Below are 26,006 nucleotides of genomic sequence, written 5' to 3'. Positions count from 1 at the left end.
TCATTAATTAATATCAAAGAAAATACCCAATTCGGCCAAAGCCACATGATTTTCACCTCCCAGATTCTTATCCGGAAATTCAAATTTGACGTATCTTGGCTCTACTAATGCAGGGAAATAAAAATCTCTTCTTGCATTTCGTATTGCTGTAGCCTCACTTGACTGCGCCAATTTATAGTCGCCCTGCTCTGTCCAGCTGATATTATCTGTACTGGTATATACTTTGACACGTGTTGCATAAGTATTACCTTGTCTGTTTTGAATAAAAAATCCTCTGATTTCGCCGGCAGTTTTCATATCGATAGTGATGGTCACCGGAAGTGAAGTAACCGGATTACAACTGCTGTAACATGTGTGCCAATAAGTTGTAATACTACCATCGTTGATTGCTGTAAATTTACCTGTACTCTCATTAGTTGCTGTGGCCATGTTAGAGGTATACTCAAAAGAGCTTGAAGGCAGATCATACTTTGGATTCATGGTAGAATTGCCCCCTGTTTTATTAATAGGATCGTATGTCCAGGTTGTCATTTCCATAGGTGGATATTTTGCACGCATTTCTTTCTTGGCTACATTACTGACAGCCATTCCCCATGCAACCATGAAACGGTAGTAATCACGTCCTGTAAACTCACATAATGAGCGGTAGAAGTAATCTCTTTTAGCCTGATCCAAGGAGAACTGATAATCTGAATTCCTGGATTTACTGTACAAGTAGGTCATAAATGCCCATCCGGATTCCCCATTTTTACCCTGTATTTTATCGAATAGCTGTAGGAAAGGTGTCAATCTGAAAAAAGGAGCTTCACCATCTGCAATAACTCCATCCAGATTAGAGAAATTCTTCCCTGTCAGTGAAGCCGCAAAAGTCAAGGCTGTAGGTATAGCTGTCTTCAGCGCCGGGTGAAAATTGAGGATAGTCGCATTCCCTCTTCTATGTCCTCCGTTAAAAATAAACAGGTTGTTTGAGGTTTCTCCTAAATCTGACCAACTCCATGTTGAAGTCTGCTGGAAATTGTGTCCGACTTCGTGATAAGAACCCCATGAATTGCCATTGTGTATGGTCGTCAGATTGGTCAACTCATCCAGCCATTGAAGATCATTCTGTGCAACCCATGGAAAACCACTATGTGCATATCCCAGCGAAGGTTGTATATCCAGAACTACACGCTGCGGAAATTCCGGATAACGGTCTTTCACCTGCGTTGCAGTGGCACTAAGTCCCATCCAGTCATAATAATCTTTCTCATATACCACGTTCCACTCGGCCATTACCTCATTAAGATCATTGAATCTTCCCTGGTTAATAAAAGTAACAACATTCGCACGCGGAACTGTCATTACCATATGTTTACCACGGATTTCTAACCACGGAACATTATTAGCTAATACATCTTTTTTCCATGACGCAATATCGCTCTGACCATGCACAAAATCGGAAGCCCTTACAGGCCCGCTGAATTTTAAGTTGACAGGAGTTGGTCTTGCCACATTAGAACGTATCCAGATTGTACCGCCATATAAATTACGTACATAGTTAACTCCCGGAGCGAGTTCTTTAACCGTATAAATAACCGGATCACGTTTTAATGTTTCCTTACCTGTCAGATTATCCATGTGCGCACCAACTTGTACCGTCAGCCCGATAAGCCCGTCAGGTACAGTGATCTTGACATTCTCTCCCGGAGGAGCATACAATCCTGTACTGTAAATCGCTTGAGGAGCTACATTGATTTTAAAATCTTTGGATGAAATAACATTCTTATTCATGTCTATGATGATCGCTGTATCTTTGATACGTGTCACATTCTCTCCTACCAGACCTGGAAATACCCGGGCACGATCATACAAGCTCTTGTCAGCGACAAACATAGTGGTATCTATTGCTGAAGGATCTTTATCCCCATCCTGATGCCCATCCTGAAAATCATATCCATATTTTTTACAGGACAGCAACAGAGTCCCTATGCACAGTGCTATGAATATTCTAATATTGCTCTTTTTCATAATAAGTTCTTTAATCGTTAGTATTAGATCTTAATCTCTTACCAATATATAATTAGGTGTCCATCCTTTTCCGTCCAGCGACCACTGATAGATATCACTGGTTCCAAACCACTGATAAATCATAAAAGGTACATCTACAGAATTGGGAACCATATGATAAAAATCTCCCCCCAGAGGTGATCTGAAATAATCTACTTTATCACTGAAATTCAACCAGTCATATTTTCCTGTGAGTACAAAATCTGCCCCTTTTCCAGTTTTCTCTTTCAACTTTGCTGTTCCGACATCACTATATCCCGGCCAGTATCCGATAAGATTGGCGTACTGATCATGTGTTGCATCGACTTGTGTTATACCGGACAGATTCTTAACCTGCTCATCTGTAAAGGCAACATTGTAAATCTGTAAGTTAGAAAGTGTAAATCTGGCACTATTGTTAGAGCTACCAGGTATCTTCCCGATACGCAAAGGCGCTGTATTATCCAGATTATTACTGTTCGTCGTAGCCGTACTGTTAAATACACCATCCGTATAGGCTTTTATAGATCCGGAAGTACGATCCACAACGACCGTTACCGCATGCCAGTTTCCGTCATTAACGACAGGCCCAAAGACCTGCCCTCCGATGGAGGAGTTGAATCCCCATTTGCCGTTTTCACCAAAGAAATTCCAGCCTGCTCCTCCAAATCCTTCTTCTCTTTTCGAAAAGAAAACAGGGTAGTTCCAGCTGGCATCAACTTCATTATACTTGAAAAAGAATACTACCGTAAAGTTTTTGTTGTTCGCAAAATTATACTGAGAAGTATTTTCGAGTGCGGCTAAAGTAGATGTTCCATCTCCATAAGTAAGTCCTACCGCATTACCTACAAAAGGCATATCTGTAGTATTCAGCTTGGCGATAAGCTTACGTCTGAATTTCGGAGAGTAGAACATCGTAAAGGTGTTTCTCACTGCATCTCCGAATACGGTCTGATCATTAGTTGGGTCCAGTACTTTTCCTCCTTTGGATGAACTGACAATAATGAGCCAGTTTTCACTATTGTAATTGGGTCTGTTGCGGATGATTTCTACAGCTTCTCCTATTTTTTGGTCCACTTTATTTATAGCACTGATATACTGTGCATCAGTCGATTCATAAGATGACTTCTGTCCTGCATCATCCACCCCATGAAACTGCATAACAACAAGATCAGATTTTCCGGACTTTAATTCTTCCAGTCCGGCTTTGCTCATCTCATCATCATTTCCTCCAAACCCTTTTTTTGTAGTAGCTGCTCCGCCTAGGTATGTGACCAAAGGATCTGAAGATGCAAATACACTGGAAGTTGCTTCCTGATCTATACTTTTCAATCTTGTGAATACAGTTGGATAATCTTTCAGATCTACTGTTGATAAATCTGAAGAAGTGACCTTATGCTTGTCCTGATATACTCCAGTCAACATAGAAGCCCAACCAATCTCATTGGTCATGGGATTGGTTTTATAATCCGTAAGACCATTGAACGTGTAAAGTGCATTTTTCTGCATTAACGTCAGGTTCTTTACATTTGAACTGAGAACTGCATTTCCTCTTAACCCATCCACGATGATATAAAGTACTTTAGGCTTTCCCACTTCCGTATTCTGATTTACCGGCTGTTCGTTTAACAGATTCGGAAAATCCTTATTACAGCTCATTACGATTACAGAAGCAACAATGACAGATCCGATCCGGCATACTCTTTTTGCATAGATTGCAAACATATTACTTTTCATCATCTTAGTTCAGATTTGGGTTTAACTCTAATTTTACAATATTCCCTACAGCTTTTCCATCTACAGACAATATAAATCCTCCTAATATTACAGCTGGTAATCCAAGAGCCGAAGTCGTCTCTACGGCATCGTAAATAACACCATTGAAACTACCGATATGATTATAGCGCTGATCGGCAGACCCGTCCATATTAAGAATCAACAAATTGGACCTGTTGATACCATCATACTTTTTGAACGACCCGTTTACCAATACCTTTCCATAGCTTAGAATTTTGGCATATGCTACACCTCCTCCTTCTACTTCCCGCATACGGAATGATTGATCTACGCTACCATTAGTATTGAGGAAAACAACATTATTAGCCACTGCACCATTGAAGTTTTTGAACACACCGGACAGTACAATTTTATCTTTGGCCGAATCATATGTTATCTCTAAAATACTATTGTCTGCACCTGATCCGACATTGAAAGATTCATCTACAGTACCGTTCAGATTAAGACGGACAATATTTTTAGCAGGCTTGTCATTGTATGATGTAAATTGTCCTACAAGAACAATCTTTCCATCATTCTGTTGAATGGCACTGGTTACAATTCCGTTTGCTCCTTTATTGTTGTATACAAATGTTGAATCCAGCTTTCCATTTGCATCACATCTGAACACGTTACGTACAGGTGTATAGACATAGCGATAATTTTTGCGGGATGAATAGGTATAGTCCACTTTAGAATAGCGGTCAAAATTTCCAACTGCGATGATCTTATTATCTCCAGTAACGAATGTTTTGAGTATTGTTCCGAACTCTATTCCACCATTAAAGGTAGATACGGTATCAACATCGTTTTTTCTGTCTTCAGTTGAATTGATAACTTCTACAATCATGGTATCCAGCTGGCCTTTTGAATTAAGCTTTGCAATTTTCATTGCTTCTCTCTGATTCATACTTACAAAATTGCCCCCTATAATAAAGGAACCATCTTTCATTTTCAGCATTGAGTTGACATTCCCAAATGGATTCACTCCTTTTCCGAAAGTCATATTTGTACTGGCTTTACCATTGCTGTTCAAAAACTGTAACCCATTAATAGGATTAGCTTTTGTCGCTGACTTTTCGAAATCAGTAAATCCTCCTGTAATGATATACCCTCCGCCTTCAGAAAGGATATCGAGTACAGTATTATTGAATCCGTTGATAATGTCAAATGTTGCATCTATAGAGACGCTTCCTTCTATCTTAAGTGTAGGACCAAAGAACACCTGCTCCCCGATCTTGATCGTCGCACCTCCTGAACTGATTTTTTCCGGAATTTTGATCGTCACAGTAGAATCTGTCAGGTCTTCTATTCCAACAGTTGTATTATTTATAAAAAAGTCAAACTTCCCTTCGTATTGCTTCAGTCCTTTGACTTCAAATGTCACTAAATCTCCCGGAAATGCTGATTCCGGATCCGCATATTTACTTTTGAAAGAAACCCCCAAAGGTTCTTTACCACCGGCATACGGATTCTCCCCGACTAAATTGTCTTTGCTACATCCGACAGTTAGTATGCAACTAATTGTCATGAATAAAAGGAGATTTCCTAAATTCTGTATATATCTGTATTTCATCTTGGTCAATATTAGTTTAGAGGTTTGATTCCTTTATCTACTGCTGCTCGTACAAAATCAAGACGCTGGAATCCAAAAATATGCCGGCTGAACTGCAATACATGGAGCACTCCATTCGTCGGTTGAATATCTGATGTAGCAACGGGTCCGGTTGTCATACTGAAAAGATTATTAGATGCCGAATAGTCCTCTACATAATTAAGGTACAACTGTCTGTAACCGCTATATTTGATAACTTGTATATCACCGTTAGAATTTACAGTCTTGGTATCATTATACAGTACCCCGATATTCATCACCCTGCCGGAGTAGCTTGTATATCCTTGTCCGCCAAAAGTTTCCAGATTAATTGTATCCAATTGCGGAAAGTCTTTTAATACATATTTATCTTTAATGATATACATCCCCAGAAAATCTTTCCAGATAGAAGGATCTATCTGCTTGTAAGATGTCACTGTATCCTGACCGCGGCTTACCAGATATTGATTGAGTTCTTTCATCGCTTTGACAATACTCATATCAGGTGGCGCAAAGAAGGTTACACTCTCTTTGTCCAGGACGTCTTTCATCCCTGCATATTCCACGACTTTGGTCAATGTATCAAAAAGGTCTTTACGTCCCTGCAGATATTGCCATATGGTACCATTATAGTTCGGATCATGCTTTCCCGTCTCTTCGTAATATTCTTTTTTACATGCATTAAGACCAATGATTATAAAAATAATGGCCGGAAAAAATATATTCTTTAGTTTCATAATTTCTATCTGATTAGTTCCAATAAGCATTGTATGTCATAAATGGATTATTTGCGAAAGCAGATTGATCGATAGGCCAGGTCCATCCGCCTCTATTAAATGCGTCTACAGACATCGGCGCTTCTGTATATTCAGCGTTGATGACTTTCTTTGTACGTACCAGATCATAGAACCAATGTCCTTCTCCCATCAACTCTCTTGCGCGTTCGTACCAGATCAGGTCTTTCAAATCTTTTCCATTCTCAGAAGCCGCTTCTTTTGCACCAGCTCTTCTGCGCACTTCATTGATAACCAGCTTGGCTTCTCCATCTCTTTCCAGCTCTGCCAACGCTTCGGCACGCAACATGATAGCATCATTATAACGAAAAACGACCTGATTATCATCCGGGTTATTGTCCTCCCCTTCTTCCATAAAGACATTGACAAATTTCAACATCTGAAACTGGCCTTCTGTATTGTACATAAATTCGTCAAACCAGTATGATTTTCTCAGATCACGTTCTCCCGGAGGATAAAGTTTTTCTAAGAACTTGCTGGAGTAGTAGATATATGACCGGGTGACTACCTTATTTGGTGCACGCAGTACATAGTCAGAAAAAGTTGATGACAGGTGGAATGACTCTCCGTAGTTAAAGTTTTGTGCAATTTCAAACAATCCTTCTTTTGTACGTCCTTTAAAGATTTCCTTGGTTCTTTCCAGTGGCAATAATGTGTAAGCACCACCATTTTCTTCCATTATTTCCTTTCCCAATGCTGCTGTCGCTTCGTAATAAGGAGTTTTGTTGGAAGAGAATCCGGCCACCCACATATTCATGTGCATCATCAGTGCAATAGCACTTCCTCTCATCGCCCGTATCGCCACGATAGATTGATCTTCGTACGTCCAGGGCAAATCTTTATAATGGGCTGACATATCAGCAATACCTTTTTGCAGTACTTCTGAAAAATTTACACGGGGACTCGGTGTACTGTGAAAAGCTTGTGTATAATAAGGAACATCACCCCAGACTCTGACCATGAAAAAATAAGCCAGATTACGTAAAAATACCGCCTCAGCTTTATATTTTTTGATATCTGCATCGGAAAGGATTCCACTTTCTATATTCTCTAACTGATAGTAAAGAATATTGGCTTTCTGTACCATCAGAAAGAAATTATTCCATTTACGAACCTGCTGAAAACCAAAATAATCATTGTTTTCTCCAAAAGCTCGTTCCGGTTTATAATACTGTGCGAACAAGCTTTTAAGATCATTGAACTTTAAGTAGGTCAGGTGATTGAATGTAGCGCCAGCACCATTGGATCCGGGAGCCCTGTTGATAGGTGCACACCTAAAATCTCCGGTAGCCGGAAAAAAGATCTGACGCATTGTCGCTTCTCTGAAAGTGGAGTAGATACCACCTGTAAATTGTTCAAAATCGGCCTTAGTTTTCCAATAATTATTACCGGAGAGGTTATCGATTGGTGTTACATTTAGAAAGTCCTTTCCACATGAAGTCACAAACAATGTGGTAATCAGCGTAAAACCTATGTATAATAATCGTTTCATAATTTTCTGAATTAAAATTGGACACTTAAACCTAATGTATAATTACGTGCTCTCGGATATCCCTTAGAGGAGTCTCTTCCTAGATCGGATACCAACTCCGGATCTGGCCCTGAATACTTCGAGAATGTATAGATATTATTTCCGGAGAAATAAACACGGGCACCTGAAATCCCCATACGTCTGGTCCATTCTCTGTCAAAGTTGTAAGAAAATGTAGCTGAATTGAACTTCAGATATGATCCGTCTTCCTGGAAAAGGGTTTGGTTATATCTGTAAAAATCATTCAGTTCATTTCGGATAAAATCAAACGGATTCGGGTAATAGGCATCATCTCCCGGTTGTGTCCAGATATTGTACTGACTAAGCGGTACTAATGCTCCAGGCATAATCGGTTTGCCGTTGCTGTCATAAGTTACCAGTCCTCTTGGGTTAGAATAACTTCTGAAACGATCTGCCAGTGCATTATTCAGGATATCACGTTTGATTGTGAAAACAAAGTTTGTTTGCAGGGAGAATTGTTTGTATTTGATAAATGCACCAAAACCTCCCGTTACTTTTGGTTGCGAATTCCCAACGACAACCAGATCTTTCTCATCGAGAATGTAGTCACCATTCAGATCCGTCCATATCGGATCACCGGCTCTGAACTCTCTGTCTGCACCAAAGATTCCTCCGGTACGGTATTTCATTCCGGTACGCGGATCTACAGGCACATCATCATCTGTTCTGTAAACACCTCTGTAGTGAAACAGTACGTTGGATAATGTATTCGTTCCCAATTGGTAAAGAATATCCTGATAATAATTGGATTCGTCTTTGATCAGCAGTTGTCTTACGCCATCCGGCAATGCTGCTGTAATATCCTGATTGATGGCAAAGTTTCCGTTGAAGGACAGAGACCATGTTTTATTGTTAAGTGGTCTGTAGTTAAACTGGAATTCATGTCCTCTGTTAACAACGCTGGTCTCATTAGAATTTACAGCTTCGAAAGCATTCTCTGTAGAGATTAGTTTTTTCCTTAACATCTTATCACTCTGGCTGTAATAATATTCATATGTGAATGTCAGATTGTTATTGAAAAATGCCCAGTCTGTCGCTAAGTTGAGTGTTGTCTTTGTCTGTGGCTGCAAGTTCACATTCGGAATTGCTCCCAGATCAATAGATACGGTAGGCTGGTTATTGTAGGTTCTTCCATCCTGAAAATACTTACCATACACATCATATATGGTTCCTACCGGGATGATATTCTTACCCCACGTACCTCTAATAGATCCCAGTGATAGCCAATCCCAGTTTTCAGCGAATTTTTCGTTGCTGAAGTTCCAGCGAAGTCCTCCTGTAGGAAGGTATGTCCACGGATTGAGCCCTCCTGTAGTAGATGTACCGTCAACTCTGTATGTAAAATCTATATAGTATTTTTCATTGTAATTGTATGAAAAACTTCCGGCATACCCCACTGTTCTTTTTTCCTGTGTGATTTTATACAATGTTCCACCTTTCTGATTGCGGGTATCGTATCCTAATCCGACTGTAATCTGATCATTTGGTGTACCCGTAATGCTCATTTCATCTCCTCGTTTATTCACCACTTCAAATTCAGCAAATCCGTATACACTCAGATTATGTTTTTCAGCAAAGGTCTTGTTATAGGCCAATAGATTTCTATTATACAAGGTATTGGTCCTGTCATTATAGGAATACACTTCAGATTTATCCGCATTCAAAGCTCCCTGTGTAAATCGATCCTGTGTTCCTCTGAGGTAATTGTAATTAAGCGTAGACGATGCCCGTACGCCAGGTATGGGTTCATACTGAATCTCTACCTGAGAAGAGAGATTCCCTGTTTTACTGTCATTCAGAACGTTGAGTGCGGCTAACGCATCACTGCTCCCTGTAAATAATGAAGGGGAAGGCAACAGAGATGAGGTATTAGCCGAGCTCCCGACTCCGGATTGCTGCAGCGCATTTCCTGATCCGGTACTGTTTTTAGCTAAAGAACTGTTCAGGTATGCCATTAATCTGAACTTAGAAGAAGGCATATATTGCATATTCATTTGAAGGGAATAGCGTGTAAATCCGGTATTCTTGATAATACCATTCTCATCATAATATCCCGTATTCACTTTATAGTTGAATGCCTGATCTCCTCCGGATATATTCACATTCTGGCTATTGTTGACAGTCGGTCTGTAAAAATAGGATTGCCAGTCTGTAGAATTATTGTAGAAGGCATTCAAACTGTCTGCCAGCATGGGTGAATCATTGATGTGCTGCAACGCAGAATTATAGGTCGAATCGTAACCAAGGATCTGTTGCAAGCGAAGATAACGCTCACCTTTTCCTCCGATTACATTTCTCAGTCCCGGTACTGCATTTATAAATAACTTGCTCTCATACGATACAATCGGCACTTTAGAACGTCCGCGTTTAGTCGTTACCAGGATTACCCCATATGCACCTTTTGAGCCATAAAGTGCCGTAGCCTGCGCATCTTTCAATACGGTAATGTCTTCAATATCTTCAGTTGGAATCATCGCGATAGGGCTGATACCCGGTCCTGCTGACTGAAATCCATATTCGTAATTTGCATTGTCTTCAATCGGAATGCCGTCAATAACAAACAATGGTGATGTTGGTGTCAGGAAAGCGTTGTCTCCCGATCCCTGCACATTGATATTAGAAATACCACGGATAGCCATGGATCCACGAACTCCCGGAGTACCATTATTCAACTGTACATTAAGTCCGGCTACTTTTCCCTGTAATAAATCGGTAAAATTCGCAGCAGGCTGATCCTGTATTTCCTTTCCGGAGATAACTACCGCAGACCCTGTAAATGATGTTTTCTTACGCGCCTGATATCCTACTGTTACCTCTACTTCGTTTATCACATTTTCCTTTATAGCCATGTTGATATTGTAGACCGTTCTTCCGGCTTCTATTTTCTGGCGAACCTGTGTTCCCTGAAAGGTAAACAGTAATGTGGAGTTGGCAGGAACAGTCACAGCAAAAGATCCGTCTTTTCCGGAAGTACCGATTGCTCTTCTTGGTGTTTCTATCAAAATAGAGACATCACTTAGTGTTTCGCCATTTGCACTATTCTTCACAATCCCCCTCACTGTAACATTCTGCGCAAGAGCAACGGAACTACAGAACGTGCACACAAAACATAAAATAATATATATACTTTTCATAATTTCTGATTAATAAGTTGGGGGTTATTCATTAGTAAATCTTGGTGATTCGCCCGTAAACCGGAATTGAATTTCCCAATTGCCTTCTTCAAAAATTGCAAAATCTAACCCTAGTCTTGCCAATACACTTCCCCCGCCGAAACCAAGCCGTCTGTATGCAAACGTCACACTGGCTCTGGTTCCGTCAATATTGGTGTAGTCAGTCCTCTGATTAATCAATGGAATAGGATAGGCCACCTTATACGTTACTTTCTGATTGGTCTTGACCATATCAAATCCGTGAATCAGCTTTTCCCAGTTCGTTGCATTAAACTTATCCGGATTGATGTAATTATTTAAGGAATCTACAAAACTGAATGTCAGTGAATTGCCAGCTTGCTCTTCATTTTTAAAGAAATAAACTACCATATCCCCAAAACCTAAAAACTGTCCTGTACGTTCACCAACTGTATTTACCATTAAAGAAGGAAATACATACGGACGAAGAGACAATCCTGTAGCAGGATCTACAGTTGAAGGTTCGTAAGGTCTCTCTTTGTAAGGTTTCAGTTTAAGGTTCCTTGCAAATTTGCGTCCTCCTGTGTTGCTTATTTCTACATCAAAAACATAACCCGGATCAGGACTATTCTTAACAAAGCTTGAACTTCCCGGATTCCACATCGTGATCTCTCCGGATTTCTCCTGAATTTCTAAAAGAGGTCTGTACTGCACTTCACGTTTACTCTCGATTTCAGCCAATGTAGTTTCAGCTCCTGTATACGCTTTTTTCCATACTTTGACCGGAAATTTACTGGTTAACTCCGGTGCCGGATCCCCATCGGCGGTACGTATACTGTAAATTTTAAAATCTAAGGGAAGCGTAGAATTTCTGCCTACGTTCACATTATTATTGAATAAAGTGGTTCTTCCTAATACCGGCTCATAAGTAGTGGTAGTGTATGTCACATCATTATCCAGTGCATCCAGATGATCCGGCAAATTTTTATTACACGAAGAGAGTAGAATAACAGATATAAGACCTAAAGCGCCTTTTATCGTATTGCTTATATAGTTTCTGTTCATATACATTATTGAGAAAACTTAGAAGTGAACTTATTGAACCCAAAATCATGACTGGCTGAAAGAAAATGAATGACGCCGTTAGTGGTCTTCAAATTGACTGCAGTAGTCGTAGTTGTTTGCCAATATCTTTTGAAAATAGAGTTGTTGACATCACTAAACTCTATTTCCTGCTGTCCTCCGGAAACAAAGCCCGAGGCGTTTGAAACATTATAGTACATATGCATATCATATCCATAGACACTTTTAGTTTTCAGACCGTCTATATAAGGATATAGTGTTTCTGTGGTTACCTCACCTTCAAAGATGTATCTTCCCATCAGGGAATCCAGCTCTAACTGGTCCACATCTTCGAGGTATAGAGGTGCTTTATTTGTCAATTTACGGGTCGCATTGAGCGCCTTTACTGCAATCTCAAAACTCCGGTTTGTCATTGCGTAAAATGTGAATTTTTCTGTACCCATTAGTTTGGAACGAAGTCCCGGAGCCCGGTCCAGTACCAGAAGTAATGAATCGTAAGTTCCCTTTTGGCTTTCCAGATACTTCAGTATAGTACCGTCATAAACCTTGGTATTGTTTTGATAATCCTTATAGTATTCGTCACCTTTCTCACAAGAAACGGTTGCAGTCAGTATAAACAATGCGAATACAAACCAGATATGTTGAATTCTAATCATAATATGAGGTGGTTATAGTCTTTATTTCCAATACGGATTTTGTACGAGTTTTGAATTGTTCCTTAGCACATCTGTGGCGATAGGCCAATATATTCCTCCTTCATTGATAAGTTTTACGACATTGCTGTCCTTTTTCCGTAACTTATTGAAACGAATGATGTCGTACCATCTCCAGCCTTCACCCATCAGCTCCCTTCTTCTCTCTTCGAAGATTACATCAAGAATATTCTCTGTCCTTCCCTCATGAAATGCCGGTAGCCCACGGCTTGTGCGGATTACATTCAACAATGTGCGCGCCTCACCGGTCTCTCCTAAAGCTGCTTTAGCTTCTGCTCTTAACAACGTAATTTCTTCCAGTCGGGTAAAAATCAGATTAGATCCGAAAATATTGAAATCACTGTCTCCATCTCCGTCTCTGATTACTTTGATCTTACTGAAAATCGGAATCTCACCGCTGAAGTTTGTGAAGTAATTAGTTCTTGTCAGCCCTGAAATAGTATCAATACCGAAACGGGTATCATTAGGGTCATTAAAAATGGTAATCACACTGTCTTTAGGAACAAAGATGTCCGGCATAGTCTTATTTGTCAGCGGCTTGGCCAGTGTCAACTGCTCGATATGTCCGGTAGCAGTTGCTTCATTAAAGGCATAAGAAGATTGAAAATTAAGTAGCTGTGAATAATTTTCCGAAGAAGAGAAGATTCCTGTTCTACCAGTCAGCTGCGTAATATTGGAGTAGAATAATCCTACTTTACTGTAATTATCCAACACAAACTTGGCAAATACATCTGCATCAATATATTTCCCCTGCCATGCCGCAATATGTGCCAAGAGTGCATATGCTGTCAGTTTGTTGAATAATACGCCTCTCCATTCAACAGATGTAACACCATAGTAGGTCTGTAGATTCACCCCGTATAAGTAAGGCAGATCCTCCGCAGCTTTCAACAATTCCTGGCTTGCAAATGCTAATACAGATGCCTGGTCTGCCCTGCCGAATTCGGTAAATTTACCATCATCATAGGATTTGGTCAGCAACGGAACGTCGCCCCAGATACGTACCATATAGAAATAGGCGAACGCCCGTATAGCACGTGCCTGTGCAATATCATATTTAAGGTTCAACTCCGTATAGCGTTCATCTTTTTCATATACCTCCGGAGCACGCTCTATGAAGATAGAAGCTGCATTTACCACAGCATAAAACCTTCTCCAGTTGGACAATGCTGAGATCATCGGATATGATGCTTTTAAATCATTTCTGTAAACGGCCTCCAGATCAGAGCGTTTGTAAGAAACGAAATCTTTCCCTCTCATCTCACCATAAACCCAATGTGCATTATTATCCTGCAATGCGGCTCTGGTAAGACCATACAATCCCATCAATGAAGAGCGGGTATCTGAAATATCCGTCCATTGTTTTGTTTCAGAAGCAACATTCGCCGAATCGATGTCCAGTTTATTTTCACAGGAAATGGTTATCATTCCTGTCAGACCTGTCATCAACATTAAAAAACAGGAAACATTCTTTTTATTAAAATATCTTTTCATAAAATCGTAATCAATTGGTTAGAGATCTAACTTGAAACCCAGCGTAAATGTCGGTGACAGCGGAAGTCCGTAGCCTGAGTAATAGCCATTAAAGTCTATAAGCTCAGGATCTATACCTGTGAATTTGGTAATAGTGAGCAGATTGGTTCCTGTTACATACACATACGCTTTTCTGAGTCTTTTGACCTTTTCTTTAAGTCCTGCAATTTCATATCCGACAGAGACAGATCTCAATTTTACGAAGGATGCATTTTCCATAAAAAGATCCTGATCTACACGGTAAGGTACGCTGCTGCTCCATGGGTTGTAAATAGGATATTTTGTGATATCAAAATCCTGCTGCCAGTGAAAAATCTCTTTTACAGAGTTAATGGTATTGTTAGATTCGTTGTTGATGAAGTCGTAACGGTTGGAAACCCGCTGGTTCAATGCTTTATGCCCTAATGCAAAATACCATTGAAAACCCAGGTCAAAGTTTTTGTACTTGAACTGGTTACTCCATCCTCCGACAAACTTAGGCATTGCATTTCCTGCCAATATTTTATCATCTTCATTGACATCAAAGTCTCCGTTCTGATCCACCCATTTAGCGTCACCGGCATTCATTTCAACTCCCTGGAACATCATTTTACGTCCCGTATTTGGATTAACAGGGATTTCGCTTTCGGTATTGTAAATTCCTGCATTCTGATATACCCAGAATTGATCAACAGATTTTCCAACCTCAAGCTTGCGATCACCTACAATTAAGGTTTGCAGATTATTAGGAAGCGCTTTGAGTGTATTTTTGTTAATATTAAAATTAAATGCACTTGTCCATTGCAGTTTATCAGGATTAGTCAGCACGTTTAATCCTAGTGCTAGATCCACACCTTTATTATTGACATTCAGACCGTTCATATAGCGACCGGTATATCCATATTCAGCGGGAACCGGAATGGACGCAATCTGATTTTTGTCGTTTTTATTGTACAATGAGATTCCTGCTGACAATCTGTTAGAGAAGAACGAACCTTCCAGATCAATGTTAAAGTGATCTGTATACGGCCATTCAACATCATAGCCTACCCAACCTAATGTATATGGTCTTGAAATAGCTGCGAAACCATTGTAAGAAACCAATCCAGCTTCTGTACTCCAGTTTAGATCTGTTGCATACTGCGGTCCTGTCGCAAAGCGACTAATGGTCAGCAACTTTCCGATCCTTCCCCATCCGGCTTTGATCGAAAGTTCATTAATCCCATCATTCGTGGTGAAAAATTGATTTTTCACATTCCATTTTGCACTCACTGCCGGCGTGAACAGCCATCTGTTATCCTTTTGTACTGTAGATGATCCGTCATAGCGCAATACAGCATTCAGATCCAAAAGATTTTTATACTTATATTTTGCATTTCCATAAAAAGAGTATACTCTCAGGTCTTCACGATTCGTATATCTGTAAGTAGGAAGGGTCGATTCTTTAAGATTTAACTTGATGAAATCATTCGGTCCGTCATATGTTTTGGTATATGTAAACCGGTACAGGTCTTCCATATATTCCATTCCTGCTGTAAGATCTAACTGATGATCTGTATCTTTTCCCAGATTGTAGTTTAGAGCATGATCAAATTTATACCGTTGGTTATAGCCGTTATAATTGGATACATAATTGTTATCATCCATTAACGAAGAAGCATAAAACACATCTCTTAACCCTTCGTTGTAATCGATCGAAAATTTAGTAGTATATCGAAGATTACTTAATATGGAGAAATCCGCTGATATAAAGGCCTGCACAGCATTCATCACATTGCCATCCACATTTTTGTCAAATTCTTTCAGATAGCGGGCATACACTTCACGGTTGGGTGACATCGGAATACTCAGATCAGGCAGATAGCCCGTTTCCGAAATTCTGTCGCGTAAAGAACGGTTACGCTTACGCTCCACTCGGGAGGCATTGACATAGGCTGTAAAATTGAACCATTCCGCTGGCGCCATATTGACATTAAACGTCGCATTATAACGCTTGAAATTTGCGGCATCCGCACTGGAAGTATTACTGGTATGACCACCCAGAAAATTAAAATTAGCTCTGTCTGAACCTCCTCTCAGAGATAAGTCTATAGAGTATAACGGTTGATTTTTATTGTATTCTTCAGACCAGTCTGACGGTCCATAATAATTTACATTTGTAGAATCTCCAAGGTAAGAAGGATAGGTGAGCCGGTCTTGTTCGGTTCCATATTTGGAGTAGAACTGCTGTCTGAACATATTCTCATATTGTGCATTGACAGGAGTGACAGACTTTCGGGTATTCATCCCGTAGTAGGAATTAAGACTGATTTCACTCGGTCCTGATTTCCCTCCTTTAGTTGTGATCCAGATAGCACCATTTGCAGCCAATGGTCCTAATGCAGCTAATTTTGCAGGATCTTTAATGACTTCGATAGATTCTATCGCATTGATATTAAAGATACTTGCGAAATCTGTCCCCGGCCCAAGTCTGTTATAATCGTATTTCTGAATGCCATACGAAAAGTTATTTTCCTGAGTCAGCGGTACACCATTTACAAAAATAGTAGGCTGGGAAGCGTTGATATCCTTGTTGGAGAATAACGGTGCTGCCAATCCGCGCAAGACAATATTTCTGTTTGTACCCGGCTCAGCAGTATTCTCCTGCACATACACCCCCGCTACTTCACCTTTGAGATATTGAGCCACACTGTGGAAAGGAAATGTCGACACCGTCTGAATATGTACCGAGTCTGCACTTCCCAATCTGACAGCTGTAGGATTAAGCCGCTGTAGAAGGAGCGTATCGGTACTCACGGTATCCTGTAACAGATATCGGTTAGTATTCGCAGTATATCCATCCGGAAAATCGGCTGCTTGCAGGAAAGATACAGGAAAAACTAAGATTAAAAAGCAATAGAATCTTTTCATCATAAGTGTATACTTAGGTTATATTCTTAATTAGTTAGTTCACCCTCTTCTTATAGTTAAGAAATGGTGATTACTAGGTTAACTGATGGAACAATGATATACACAGATTTGGGATTATCAGGCATGCTAAAACAACGAAATCGTTTGCGTAATTTAAGCAATCGATTGTGCTATGCAATACATGATAAGAAAAGAACGCAGATACTACCTCATAATGAGTTGCAACATCCCTAATAAACGCGCATAGAACAGCATTTTTGTGCAGGGATGGGTTTGTTGTTAACAAAATAGAAGACAGCGAATAAACAAAACTTAAAAGAACTAATCAACAGAAAAAAGCACTCCGGTGTAAAATGAAGGCAATTTATTATTAGTCCTTATCAAAGCTATATTTTAGCTTATCTTTGGAAAAGATTTATACAAAAAATGCCGGGTATCTACTTTCACATTCCATTTTGCAAACAAGCCTGTCACTACTGTGATTTTCATTTTTCTACGTCCCTCAGATACACGGACGAAATGATGGCTGCAATGAAACAGGAACTGGAATTACGGAGTCAGGCAGGAGATACCAAAAAGCTGACCTCCCTGTATTTCGGCGGAGGAACGCCATCTATTCTGGATGCCGGACATATACAGTCTTTCATTGATACTGTTTCAGAGTACTATGACATTGCTGAAGATGCGGAGATTACTTTAGAGGCCAATCCGGATGATCTGGATCAGAAAAAAGTACAGCAGCTCCGACATACAGATATCAATCGTTTCAGTATCGGCATACAGTCCTTCTACGAAGAAGATCTAAGCTGGATGAACCGGGCGCATAATGCCAGTGAAGCAGATGCGGCTATCAAGCGTGTGCAGGATGCCGGATTTGAGAATATAACGGCAGATCTGATCTATGGGTATCCTTTGCTTACAGATCAAAAGTGGAATGCGAATATCGATAAGTTACTGGAATTTGAAATTCCGCATATCTCTGCTTACAGCATGACGGTAGAACCGCAAACAGCTCTGGATCATTTCATAAAAAAAGGCAAGTCTCCGGCCATGAATGAATCACAGTCTGCCGCACAGTTTGAAATCCTGATAGATAAACTTGTAAACAGCGGATTTGAGCATTATGAGATATCCAACTTTGCAAAACCTGACAGATATGCCCGACATAACTCCAGCTACTGGAAAGGTGACACTTATATCGGCATTGGCCCTTCCGCCCATTCCTTTAACGGTGATAACCGATCCTGGAATATTGCCAACAATGCACTTTACATAAAAGGTATAGCTGACAAAACACCTGTTGCTGAGGTGGAGCACCTGAGTTTCGAAAACAAAGTCAATGAATATATTATGACTTCCCTGCGCACCATGTGGGGAATGGACACTGCGAAAATCGAAGAAGCATTCGGCTCAGATACCCTTAAGCAACTCACGGATACGATCCAGCCTTTTATCACGCACGGAGAAGTCTGCCTGCACGATGGTCATTATTATCTTACAGCAAAAGGAAAACTTATTGCAGACCATATTGCATCCGAACTTTTTCTGGAAGAAGATTAACCACTTCGTTTCACAATATCAGCGTGCTCACTTTCTTATCAAAACTGCAAAGTAAATGTACTGCCTTTACCTACTGCAGATTCTACCAGAATATTCCCCCCATGGATCAGCATGATCTGTTTACTTAATGTCAGACCTACCCCACTTCCCGTTTTACGGGTGGTAAAGAATGGAGTAAAGATATTCTCCATGAGTTCCGTATCTATACCGATTCCATTATCGCTAACGTGGATCTGCACATTTCCGCCTTTCTCTATTGCAGACATCGTGATGTATGGTTTTTCTATATCTTTTACAGCCTCCATAGCATTGAGGACAAGATTAATAAGCACTTGTTCCACCAGATTCGCATCCGCAAATAACTGAATCCGTGTAGGTTTCAATATGACATCAAATTCAATATTCTTCTGTACAAATGTAGGTTCCAGCAACTGATAAATATTTTCAAACAGATCGGATACCATAATTTCCTTCAGCTGTGGTTTATCCACTTTATTGATTGTACGGTAACTCTTCGCAAACTTCAGCAAACCCTCACTTCTGTTGCGAATAGTATCAACCCCTACACGGACATCTTCCAGTTCCTCTGCCGGCTCCAGGCGATCCAGATGCTGACTCATCGTCTCTGCCAGAGATGAAATAGGAGCAATGGAATTCATAATTTCATGCGTCAGTACACGCAATAGTTTATGCCAGGCTTTAGTCTCTGTCTCGTCAATAGCTTCGTTGACATTCTGAAAGACTACGATCTGACACCTCCCCTCCTGTGTTACCAGTTCGGAGAGTTGCATCAGCAGTTTGACTTTCCCCTTAGCAGAAGAAACCGCTTCAATATGCTGCTGTCCAGGCTGAAGGTTATTAATAATTCTGAAAAGCTCTTTATTCCGCCGTTCCAGTGAAGAGAACCTCCCCACATATGGAATATCAAACATAACTCTAAAAGCTTCATTCATCCAGATGACTTTATCTTTATCCGGATAATAAGTGAAGATAGCTGTGTCCAGCATATTCACAATCTGATTGAGATATTGATACTGCAATTCTTTTGAAACCGTAACTTCTTTAAATGCAGCATTTATCTCATTGAATGTCTCATGGATTCTGCGCTTTGTTGAGCTTGTTTTTTTTGTAATATAATAACGTGTAAAATCGCGTTGCCTGGTAGACTGTACAAAATCCATAAATACATCATAGACATCAAATTGCGCTTTCAGTCCAGCAATAAAAGTTACAAGGGCTGTTATCCCTGCCAGAGACGCCAGCAGGTACCATCCGGACATTAGGGCAAAACAAAACGCTGCCCCCGATCCTATCAGCAATATGTAACTACAAACTATCCCCCATTTAAAGCGTGTCATAATCAAAGGCTATACTTTTCCAATCGTCTGTATAATGCCGAACGCGTAAGCCCCAGTTCTCTGGCAGCCTTGCTGATATTACCATTATACTTTTCAATTACTTTCTTGATTGTATTTCTTTCCAATGCTTCCAGATTCTGCTCGCTGCTACCGGATACAACTGGCTGAGCCGAATTTTCTAACGGGGAGAACAGCAGGTCTTTCCCTTCCACCTTATCCGTCTCAGACATAATAACCGCACGTTCTATACTGTACTGCAGTTCTCTGACATTGCCCGGAAAGTGATAACTGTTCAACTTGTATACAGATTCATCCGAAAAGTCTTCTATAGACTTATTATATTTTTTGGCATAAATCGTCAGAAAATGTCTGGCCAGCAGCATAATATCCTCTTCTCTGTCACGCAGCGGAGGAACCTGTACCTCTACTGTATTGATCCTGTAAATCAGATCTTTCCTGAAGCGGCTTTCGTTGGCCAGCTCACGGATAGGAATATTTGTAGCACACAGCAACCGGATGTCCACATCAGCAGCATGATTACTTCCCAAAGGTGTAACCTGACGATTCTGAAGTACCGTCAATAATTTCGCTTGCTGCTGTAGGGTGATATTCCCAATCTCATCCAGAAATAATGTTCCTTCGTGAGCCAGCTCTATCCGCCCTTTCCGATCCTCACGTGCATCCGTAAATGCACCCTTTTTATGTCCGAATAATTCACTCTCAAACAGTGTATCTGTCAATGCACCCACATCTACCTTTATAAAATTCTTCTGATAACGGAGTGACTTATTATGAATCTCCCGCGCTATGACATCCTTACCTGTACCATTTTCTCCCAGAATCAGGATATTAGCATCCGTGGGTCCTATTTTGCTTATTTTATAATACAGATCCTGCATGATCTCAGACTCACCGATCAGCTGAGTCAAAGCATACGCATCCAATATTCCCTTTGCATCTGTCTTTTTTGGTTTATTTGCAGAAAGAGCTTCATCCAGACTTTTCAGTAATGTTTCATTTTGCCAGGGTTTGACAATAAAATCGGAAGCCCCATTTTTAAGAGATTTGACAGCAAGGTCTACAGCGCCGTAAGCAGTGATCATGACAACAGGTAATAGCGGATATTCTGCCCGTATCCGGGACAACCAGTATAAACCTTCATTACCGGTATTGATCGTACTTTTAAAGTTCATATCCAACAATACAGCATCCACATTTTTTTTAGCCAATATGGATAGTATTTTTTCCGGATTATGTTCTACAATCACTTCACCTACCCGAGGTTTGAGCAACAAGCGCACTGCCGTGAGCAGATCCTGATCGTCATCTACAACCAATATGGTCGACTTTTTCATATTTCAAAATAAGACTAAAAAGTAAAAGAAAAAAAACAATCCCGTAGTTTTCGCTGAACATTATCTTAAAATCCAAGTTTACCCTGGTAATAATCTAATGTATATTGTTGCAATATAGCCTGATATTGCAATACGGTAAGCTGTGATAAAGATTGTTCATATTTATTTTTTGCAATAATATAGGTCACTGAATTTATATCCCCCTCATCAAACCTGACCTGTGCAATTCTGAAAGATTCTTTATAATCCGTAACCTGGCTTTTCAATAATGCAATATTTTCAAAAGACTGTTTGTAATCAAAAACTGCTTTGCTGGTATTTTCACGAAGTTCCAGACGTTTCTGATCGTTTTCCACTTGCTGACTCCGCTGATCCAACCGGGCCAGTTTCACCTGATTACGAACTTTAAATCCGTTGAATATCGGAATATTAAGACCAAATGAAACATATTTACCCAGATTGTTGTCGATCTGACGAAGATAAGAATCATTTGAAGTTCCGGAATATTGACTGTTCAGTCCCGCCCCAAATGTAAGTCGTGGAAAATAACCCGATTTGGCATATTTTACAGCATATTCTGCAGCCTCTGTTTTGAACTGTAGAGACTGAAAGTCGGGCAGCTTATCCTGTGCCTCCAGATACAACTGTTCTGCATCCGCAGTCCATATAGCAACATCATTTGCCTGCTCTTCCAAAGGGGCCAGCTCTCCCAAATCTTTCTCCATGACATTCATAAGTAGAGAAAGAGCGAGGCGTCTGTCAAAAAGTGTTTTCTTTAATCCGTTAATAGATGAAGATTCCGCTGCATACTGACCCTTGATATCAAAATAATCTCCCGGTGCTATAGCGCCCTGCCTGTGCAGCGTTTCTGAACGTTGCAATTGTGCCCGGGTTGTTTCTATATTGACTTCCGCCTGTTGCAGAATATCTTTTGCCGTCAGCACCTGTATATATGCTAATATGACATCTAGTTTTAATGCTATTAAAGCCCCTTCCCGATCCTTTTGATCAGCTGCCCATATTTTAGACTGTTGTCGTATATCATACAACATCCCCAAACCATCAAACAGAACCATGGAAGTTGAAACTTCCTGATTACCGGAAGTAAAACGTTTGCTGATAAACTGATTAGTGGACGGATCTATACTTTTTCCCTCATTGATACTGTGTCCCAGACGGGCATTCAATGTAGGAAGGCGCTCCTGCCAGGATCTGGTATAGCTGACAGAAGAACGTTGCTCTTTGATTTCACTCTGCTGAACAGCCAGATTATGCTGGAGAGCCTGAGAAATACAGGATTTGAGATCCCGAAGCTGACCAGAAGCAGCAAAATCTGATCCTAACAATAAAAATAATACCGAAACAATATATCTGTAATGCATAAACATGCCGTATAAGTAATGAGAATATTTAATATAATTCTCTTATACACAGCATATGCCAAAACAATAAAACATTAATAATCAATAATTTAATACCAAATCGAAATATTACAGTGTTCGTCATCGAACAAAAAGTGTCCGCTAGCGGACAGTCGTACAGCAATTTTAAAAATTCATCAAAATACCAGACTTAAAATTTCTCCCGGAAGTCCGTCAAAATCTTTAAACTCTTCTGAAACAAATCCATTATTGACCAGAATTTTTCTGGATGGAATATTCTGAGGATCAATAATAGCTGTAACCTTCCTGATTTGAGGTTCTCGTCTTGCTATGCTTAACATTTCAGTAGCCAGCTGATTTCCAAAACCTTTTCCCCAATGAGAAGGAAGTAAAATATAACCGAGTTCCGCCTCTGAGCTATCCTGTGTTATAACTTCCATTTTGGCTAAACCCACAAACTCCTTAGTTGCAGCTGTCTTAACTTTGAAATAGCCAAAAGAAGAATGTAAGTCATTTATGACTAAAATTTTTTCATAATCTGCCTTTGCCTCTGCAAGAGGAATAGCCCGTTCTGTAATCATAGCCATCACTTTTTCATCACGGACTAATGTATAGTACAATTGAAAATCATCCTCCTCAAATTTTTCAAAAATCAACTCTGCTTTCGGAAATTTTATCATATCGTTTATTTTGATTTACTCTTTAGCTTTTCGAAAGTTTCACTGATGAGTGCGATACGTTTCCTGACTTTTTCAGCAGCAGCATCCAGTGTATATCCTTCATCCATTAATTCTTTGATCAACATGATCTTTTTGATATTCTTATAGTCATACCTTCTGTTTTTCCCTTCCTCTTCTGTCAGACTTACGATGAGATTCTTATCTTCCCAATACCGGATTTGTCTGGTTGGAATTCCGGTAATCTGAGATACTTCTCCAATACCCACGATCAGCTTATCTAAAAATTCAACGTCATAAACTGCATTTTTGTTTTTAACAGATTTACCCATTTTGTAGATTATTTTCAATTATTGTTATAAATATAACAATTTAAGAAGTTTATTTACACAAAATAAATCGTTTGATTTTACCTGAAGAATAGCATCTTATCTCCTGAAAACAGCAGAAAAAATCAAACATGTGCGCTGGCGGACAGAAACTGATCGATATCGAACACCTGAAGAAACTTAAAATACACTCAAATCACTGAAATATAGCAAGTTAAAATATTGGCATGTGGTTTACTAAAGAATATACGGGATCTCCCAGTATAAGATGATCTTATTATAATTGATAATATACTATATGGATAAAGTGATACAAAAGAAAACATGGACAAGCAAAAAACTACTTATGCTTGCAGGTATTTTCTTACTAATTTTTTTAATCGGGTTCAGTGTATATCTTATCCGCGGCAAAAGCAATCTGAATGTAAAAGCCGAACGGCTGAGTATACAGGTGATAAAAGAGGATACGTTTCAGGAGTTTATTCCTTTGAACGGTACAGTATTACCTATTAACAGTATATTTCTTGATGCATCTGTGGGCGGACGTGTTGAAGAAAAATATGTGGAGGATGGAGCATTTCTGAAAAAAGGGGATCCTATTATGCGACTGTCAAATACAGATCAGGAACTCAGTCTTGTCAATCAGGAAACATCTGTTCTTAACCTGCTCACACAATCTCAGATAGCTCAGACCAATGCACAGCAAGTATCAATCAACAACAGAAATCAACTGGCCGATGTGGAAAACGGACTTAAAGAAGCGCAGAGAATATATCAGCTGAACAAAAAATTGTTTGAGGAAAAAGCGATCGGATCTCAGGAATATCAGAAAACAGTCAATGATTATCTTTATCAGAAGGAAAGAATGGAATTAACACGTAAAATATTACAGCAGGATTCACTATCGACCAATCAAAAGGTAAAACAAGACAGACAGATGTATGAACGTACACAGCGCGCCCTGGAGCTGATGCGAAAGAAAGTAGATGATCTGGTCGTGAGAGCACCTGTAGACGGACAACTGACTTCCTTTGATTCTGAAATCGGGCAAAGCAAGAATTCAGGAGAACGATTGGGACAGATAGATGTGCTTACCGGATTTAAAGTAAGGGCTGATGTTGATGAACATTACATTTCCAGAATATATAATGATCTGCAGGGAAGTATAAATATCAGCAACAAAGCCTATACGTTAAGAGTCAGAAAGGTATACTCTCAGGTCAACAACGGGCGCTTTCAGGTAGACATGGAGTTTGTCGGAGAAATTCCACAGGGAATACGCAGAGGGCAAACATTACAGATCAAACTTGCCCTGAGTGATGAGACGAAAGCCCTGTTATTGTCCCGTGGCGGATTTTATCAACAAACGGGAGGTAACTGGATCTTTAAGCTGTCCGAAGACGGGAACACGGCCTACCGTACAGATATACAACTGGGAAGGCAAAATCCGGAATACTATGAAGTTCTCAAAGGATTAAAACCCGGAGATAAAGTCATTACCTCGAGTTATGAAAACTACGATAAGGTTCAGGAATTAAAAATTCAAAAGTAATTTAACACTCTAATATCTAAATAATGATTAAAATACATCAATTAAAGAAGTTTTACCGCACAGATGAGATCGAGACATTAGCCCTTAATAATGTCAGCATTCAGGTATCCGAAGGTGAATTTGTAGCTGTAATGGGTCCATCCGGTTGCGGCAAATCGACCCTGTTAAATGTACTGGGACTGATAGATGATTTTGAGGAAGGCAGCTATCTTTTCAACGAAACGGAAGTTGCAAAATTCAACGAGAGCAAGCGATCTAACCTGCGCAAACATGCTATTGGTTTTGTATTTCAAAGTTTTAATCTGATTGACGAGCTGACAGTATATGAAAATGTTGAACTGCCATTGATATACACCAATGTCCCTGCCGCTGAAAGAAAAAAACGGGTGGAGGAAGTATTGGAAAAAGTACAGATAGCACACCGCAGAAATCATTTTCCGCAGCAACTATCAGGAGGTCAGCAACAACGTGTGGCTGTGGCAAGAGCTGTGATCAACAATCCCAAACTTATTCTGGCCGATGAGCCGACAGGAAATCTCGACTCAAACAATGGTAATGAAGTTATGCAGCTATTGACCGAACTGAATGAAAGTGGTACTACCATTATAATGGTGACGCACAGTGAACATGATGCCAAATTTGCACATCGTGTGATCCGTATGCTGGACGGAGAAGTAATAATGGAAACGCAATTCTAAAGATC

At 40.0% G+C, this 26,006-nt stretch carries 18 protein-coding genes; 3 read left to right on the top strand and 15 right to left on the bottom strand.

Features of this window, described 5'->3' with window-relative positions; genetic code table 11:
• Positions 1-3: 3 nt before the first annotated feature.
• From I6J02_RS08570 to I6J02_RS08525, 10 genes are read right to left on the bottom strand one after another with little or no spacing between them, the layout of a single operon-like run.
• Positions 4-2,007 carry a M60 family metallopeptidase gene (locus I6J02_RS08570; protein WP_236582368.1) on the bottom strand — a complete coding sequence of 668 codons (2,004 nt, stop codon included), beginning with the start codon at positions 2,005-2,007 and terminating at the stop codon, positions 4-6.
• 30 nt (positions 2,008-2,037) lie between these two features.
• Positions 2,038-3,765: a LamG-like jellyroll fold domain-containing protein gene (locus I6J02_RS08565; protein WP_201681310.1), complete on the bottom strand. Its 1,728-nt coding sequence runs from the start codon at positions 3,763-3,765 to the stop codon at positions 2,038-2,040.
• Between the two features lies 1 nt (position 3,766).
• Positions 3,767-5,332 (bottom strand): DUF5008 domain-containing protein, encoded by a 1,566-nt coding sequence (locus I6J02_RS08560; protein ID WP_236582367.1) that lies wholly within the window; start codon positions 5,330-5,332, stop codon positions 3,767-3,769.
• A gap of 56 nt (positions 5,333-5,388) precedes the next feature.
• A complete protein-coding gene (locus I6J02_RS08555; protein WP_236582366.1) occupies positions 5,389-6,132 on the bottom strand; it encodes a fasciclin domain-containing protein in 744 nt (247 codons plus the stop codon).
• Positions 6,133-6,145: 13 nt separating this feature from the next.
• A complete protein-coding gene (locus I6J02_RS08550; RefSeq protein WP_201681307.1) occupies positions 6,146-7,681 on the bottom strand; it encodes a RagB/SusD family nutrient uptake outer membrane protein in 1,536 nt (511 codons plus the stop codon).
• A gap of 11 nt (positions 7,682-7,692) precedes the next feature.
• Positions 7,693-10,875 carry a SusC/RagA family TonB-linked outer membrane protein gene (locus tag I6J02_RS08545; RefSeq protein ID WP_201681306.1) on the bottom strand — a complete coding sequence of 1,061 codons (3,183 nt, stop codon included), beginning with the start codon at positions 10,873-10,875 and terminating at the stop codon, positions 7,693-7,695.
• A gap of 24 nt (positions 10,876-10,899) precedes the next feature.
• Complete coding sequence (locus I6J02_RS08540; protein ID WP_236582365.1) at positions 10,900-11,937, bottom strand: DUF5007 domain-containing protein; 1,038 nt, start codon at positions 11,935-11,937, stop codon at positions 10,900-10,902.
• A 5-nt stretch (positions 11,938-11,942) separates the two neighbouring features.
• Positions 11,943-12,611, bottom strand: coding sequence for a hypothetical protein (locus I6J02_RS08535; protein ID WP_201681304.1), 669 nt, complete (start codon positions 12,609-12,611; stop codon positions 11,943-11,945).
• Positions 12,612-12,632: 21 nt separating this feature from the next.
• Entirely contained in the window at positions 12,633-14,162 is a 1,530-nt protein-coding gene (locus tag I6J02_RS08530; protein WP_201681303.1) for a RagB/SusD family nutrient uptake outer membrane protein, read from the bottom strand.
• A gap of 18 nt (positions 14,163-14,180) precedes the next feature.
• Complete coding sequence (locus I6J02_RS08525; protein ID WP_201681302.1) at positions 14,181-17,093, bottom strand: SusC/RagA family TonB-linked outer membrane protein; 2,913 nt, start codon at positions 17,091-17,093, stop codon at positions 14,181-14,183.
• A gap of 423 nt (positions 17,094-17,516) precedes the next feature.
• On the opposite strand from I6J02_RS08525, the gene hemW reads away from it, so the two are divergent.
• The gene (gene hemW / locus I6J02_RS08520) at positions 17,517-18,650 is read left to right on the top strand and encodes a radical SAM family heme chaperone HemW (RefSeq protein WP_201681301.1); all 1,134 of its coding nucleotides are present in this window, start codon (positions 17,517-17,519) and stop codon (positions 18,648-18,650) included.
• Positions 18,651-18,688: 38 nt separating this feature from the next.
• On the opposite strand, the gene I6J02_RS08515 is transcribed toward hemW, so the two are convergent.
• The 5 genes from I6J02_RS08515 to I6J02_RS08495 all read right to left on the bottom strand — a co-directional run bounded on the left by I6J02_RS08515 (position 18,689) and on the right by I6J02_RS08495 (position 23,754).
• Positions 18,689-20,008 (bottom strand): sensor histidine kinase, encoded by a 1,320-nt coding sequence (locus tag I6J02_RS08515; RefSeq protein WP_201681300.1) that lies wholly within the window; start codon positions 20,006-20,008, stop codon positions 18,689-18,691.
• Between the two features lie 2 nt (positions 20,009-20,010).
• Positions 20,011-21,363 carry a sigma-54-dependent transcriptional regulator gene (locus tag I6J02_RS08510; protein WP_201681299.1) on the bottom strand — a complete coding sequence of 451 codons (1,353 nt, stop codon included), beginning with the start codon at positions 21,361-21,363 and terminating at the stop codon, positions 20,011-20,013.
• A gap of 65 nt (positions 21,364-21,428) precedes the next feature.
• The gene (locus tag I6J02_RS08505; RefSeq protein ID WP_201681298.1) at positions 21,429-22,745 is read right to left on the bottom strand and encodes a TolC family protein; all 1,317 of its coding nucleotides are present in this window, start codon (positions 22,743-22,745) and stop codon (positions 21,429-21,431) included.
• A 176-nt stretch (positions 22,746-22,921) separates the two neighbouring features.
• Positions 22,922-23,425 (bottom strand): GNAT family N-acetyltransferase, encoded by a 504-nt coding sequence (locus I6J02_RS08500; protein ID WP_201681297.1) that lies wholly within the window; start codon positions 23,423-23,425, stop codon positions 22,922-22,924.
• Between the two features lie 5 nt (positions 23,426-23,430).
• Complete coding sequence (locus tag I6J02_RS08495; RefSeq protein WP_201681296.1) at positions 23,431-23,754, bottom strand: MerR family transcriptional regulator; 324 nt, start codon at positions 23,752-23,754, stop codon at positions 23,431-23,433.
• 295 nt (positions 23,755-24,049) lie between these two features.
• Between I6J02_RS08495 and I6J02_RS08490 the strand changes: the two genes are divergently transcribed.
• Both I6J02_RS08490 and I6J02_RS08485 read left to right on the top strand, forming a co-directional pair.
• Positions 24,050-25,303, top strand: a complete 1,254-nt coding sequence (locus tag I6J02_RS08490; RefSeq protein ID WP_201681295.1) for an efflux RND transporter periplasmic adaptor subunit — start codon at positions 24,050-24,052, stop codon at positions 25,301-25,303.
• Between the two features lie 23 nt (positions 25,304-25,326).
• The gene (locus I6J02_RS08485; RefSeq protein ID WP_201681294.1) at positions 25,327-26,001 is read left to right on the top strand and encodes an ABC transporter ATP-binding protein; all 675 of its coding nucleotides are present in this window, start codon (positions 25,327-25,329) and stop codon (positions 25,999-26,001) included.
• Positions 26,002-26,006 lie beyond the last annotated feature (5 nt).

Source organism: Sphingobacterium spiritivorum (assembly GCF_016725325.1).
Lineage (GTDB): Bacteria > Bacteroidota > Bacteroidia > Sphingobacteriales > Sphingobacteriaceae > Sphingobacterium.
This window is presented reverse-complemented; position numbering and strand designations above follow the sequence as displayed.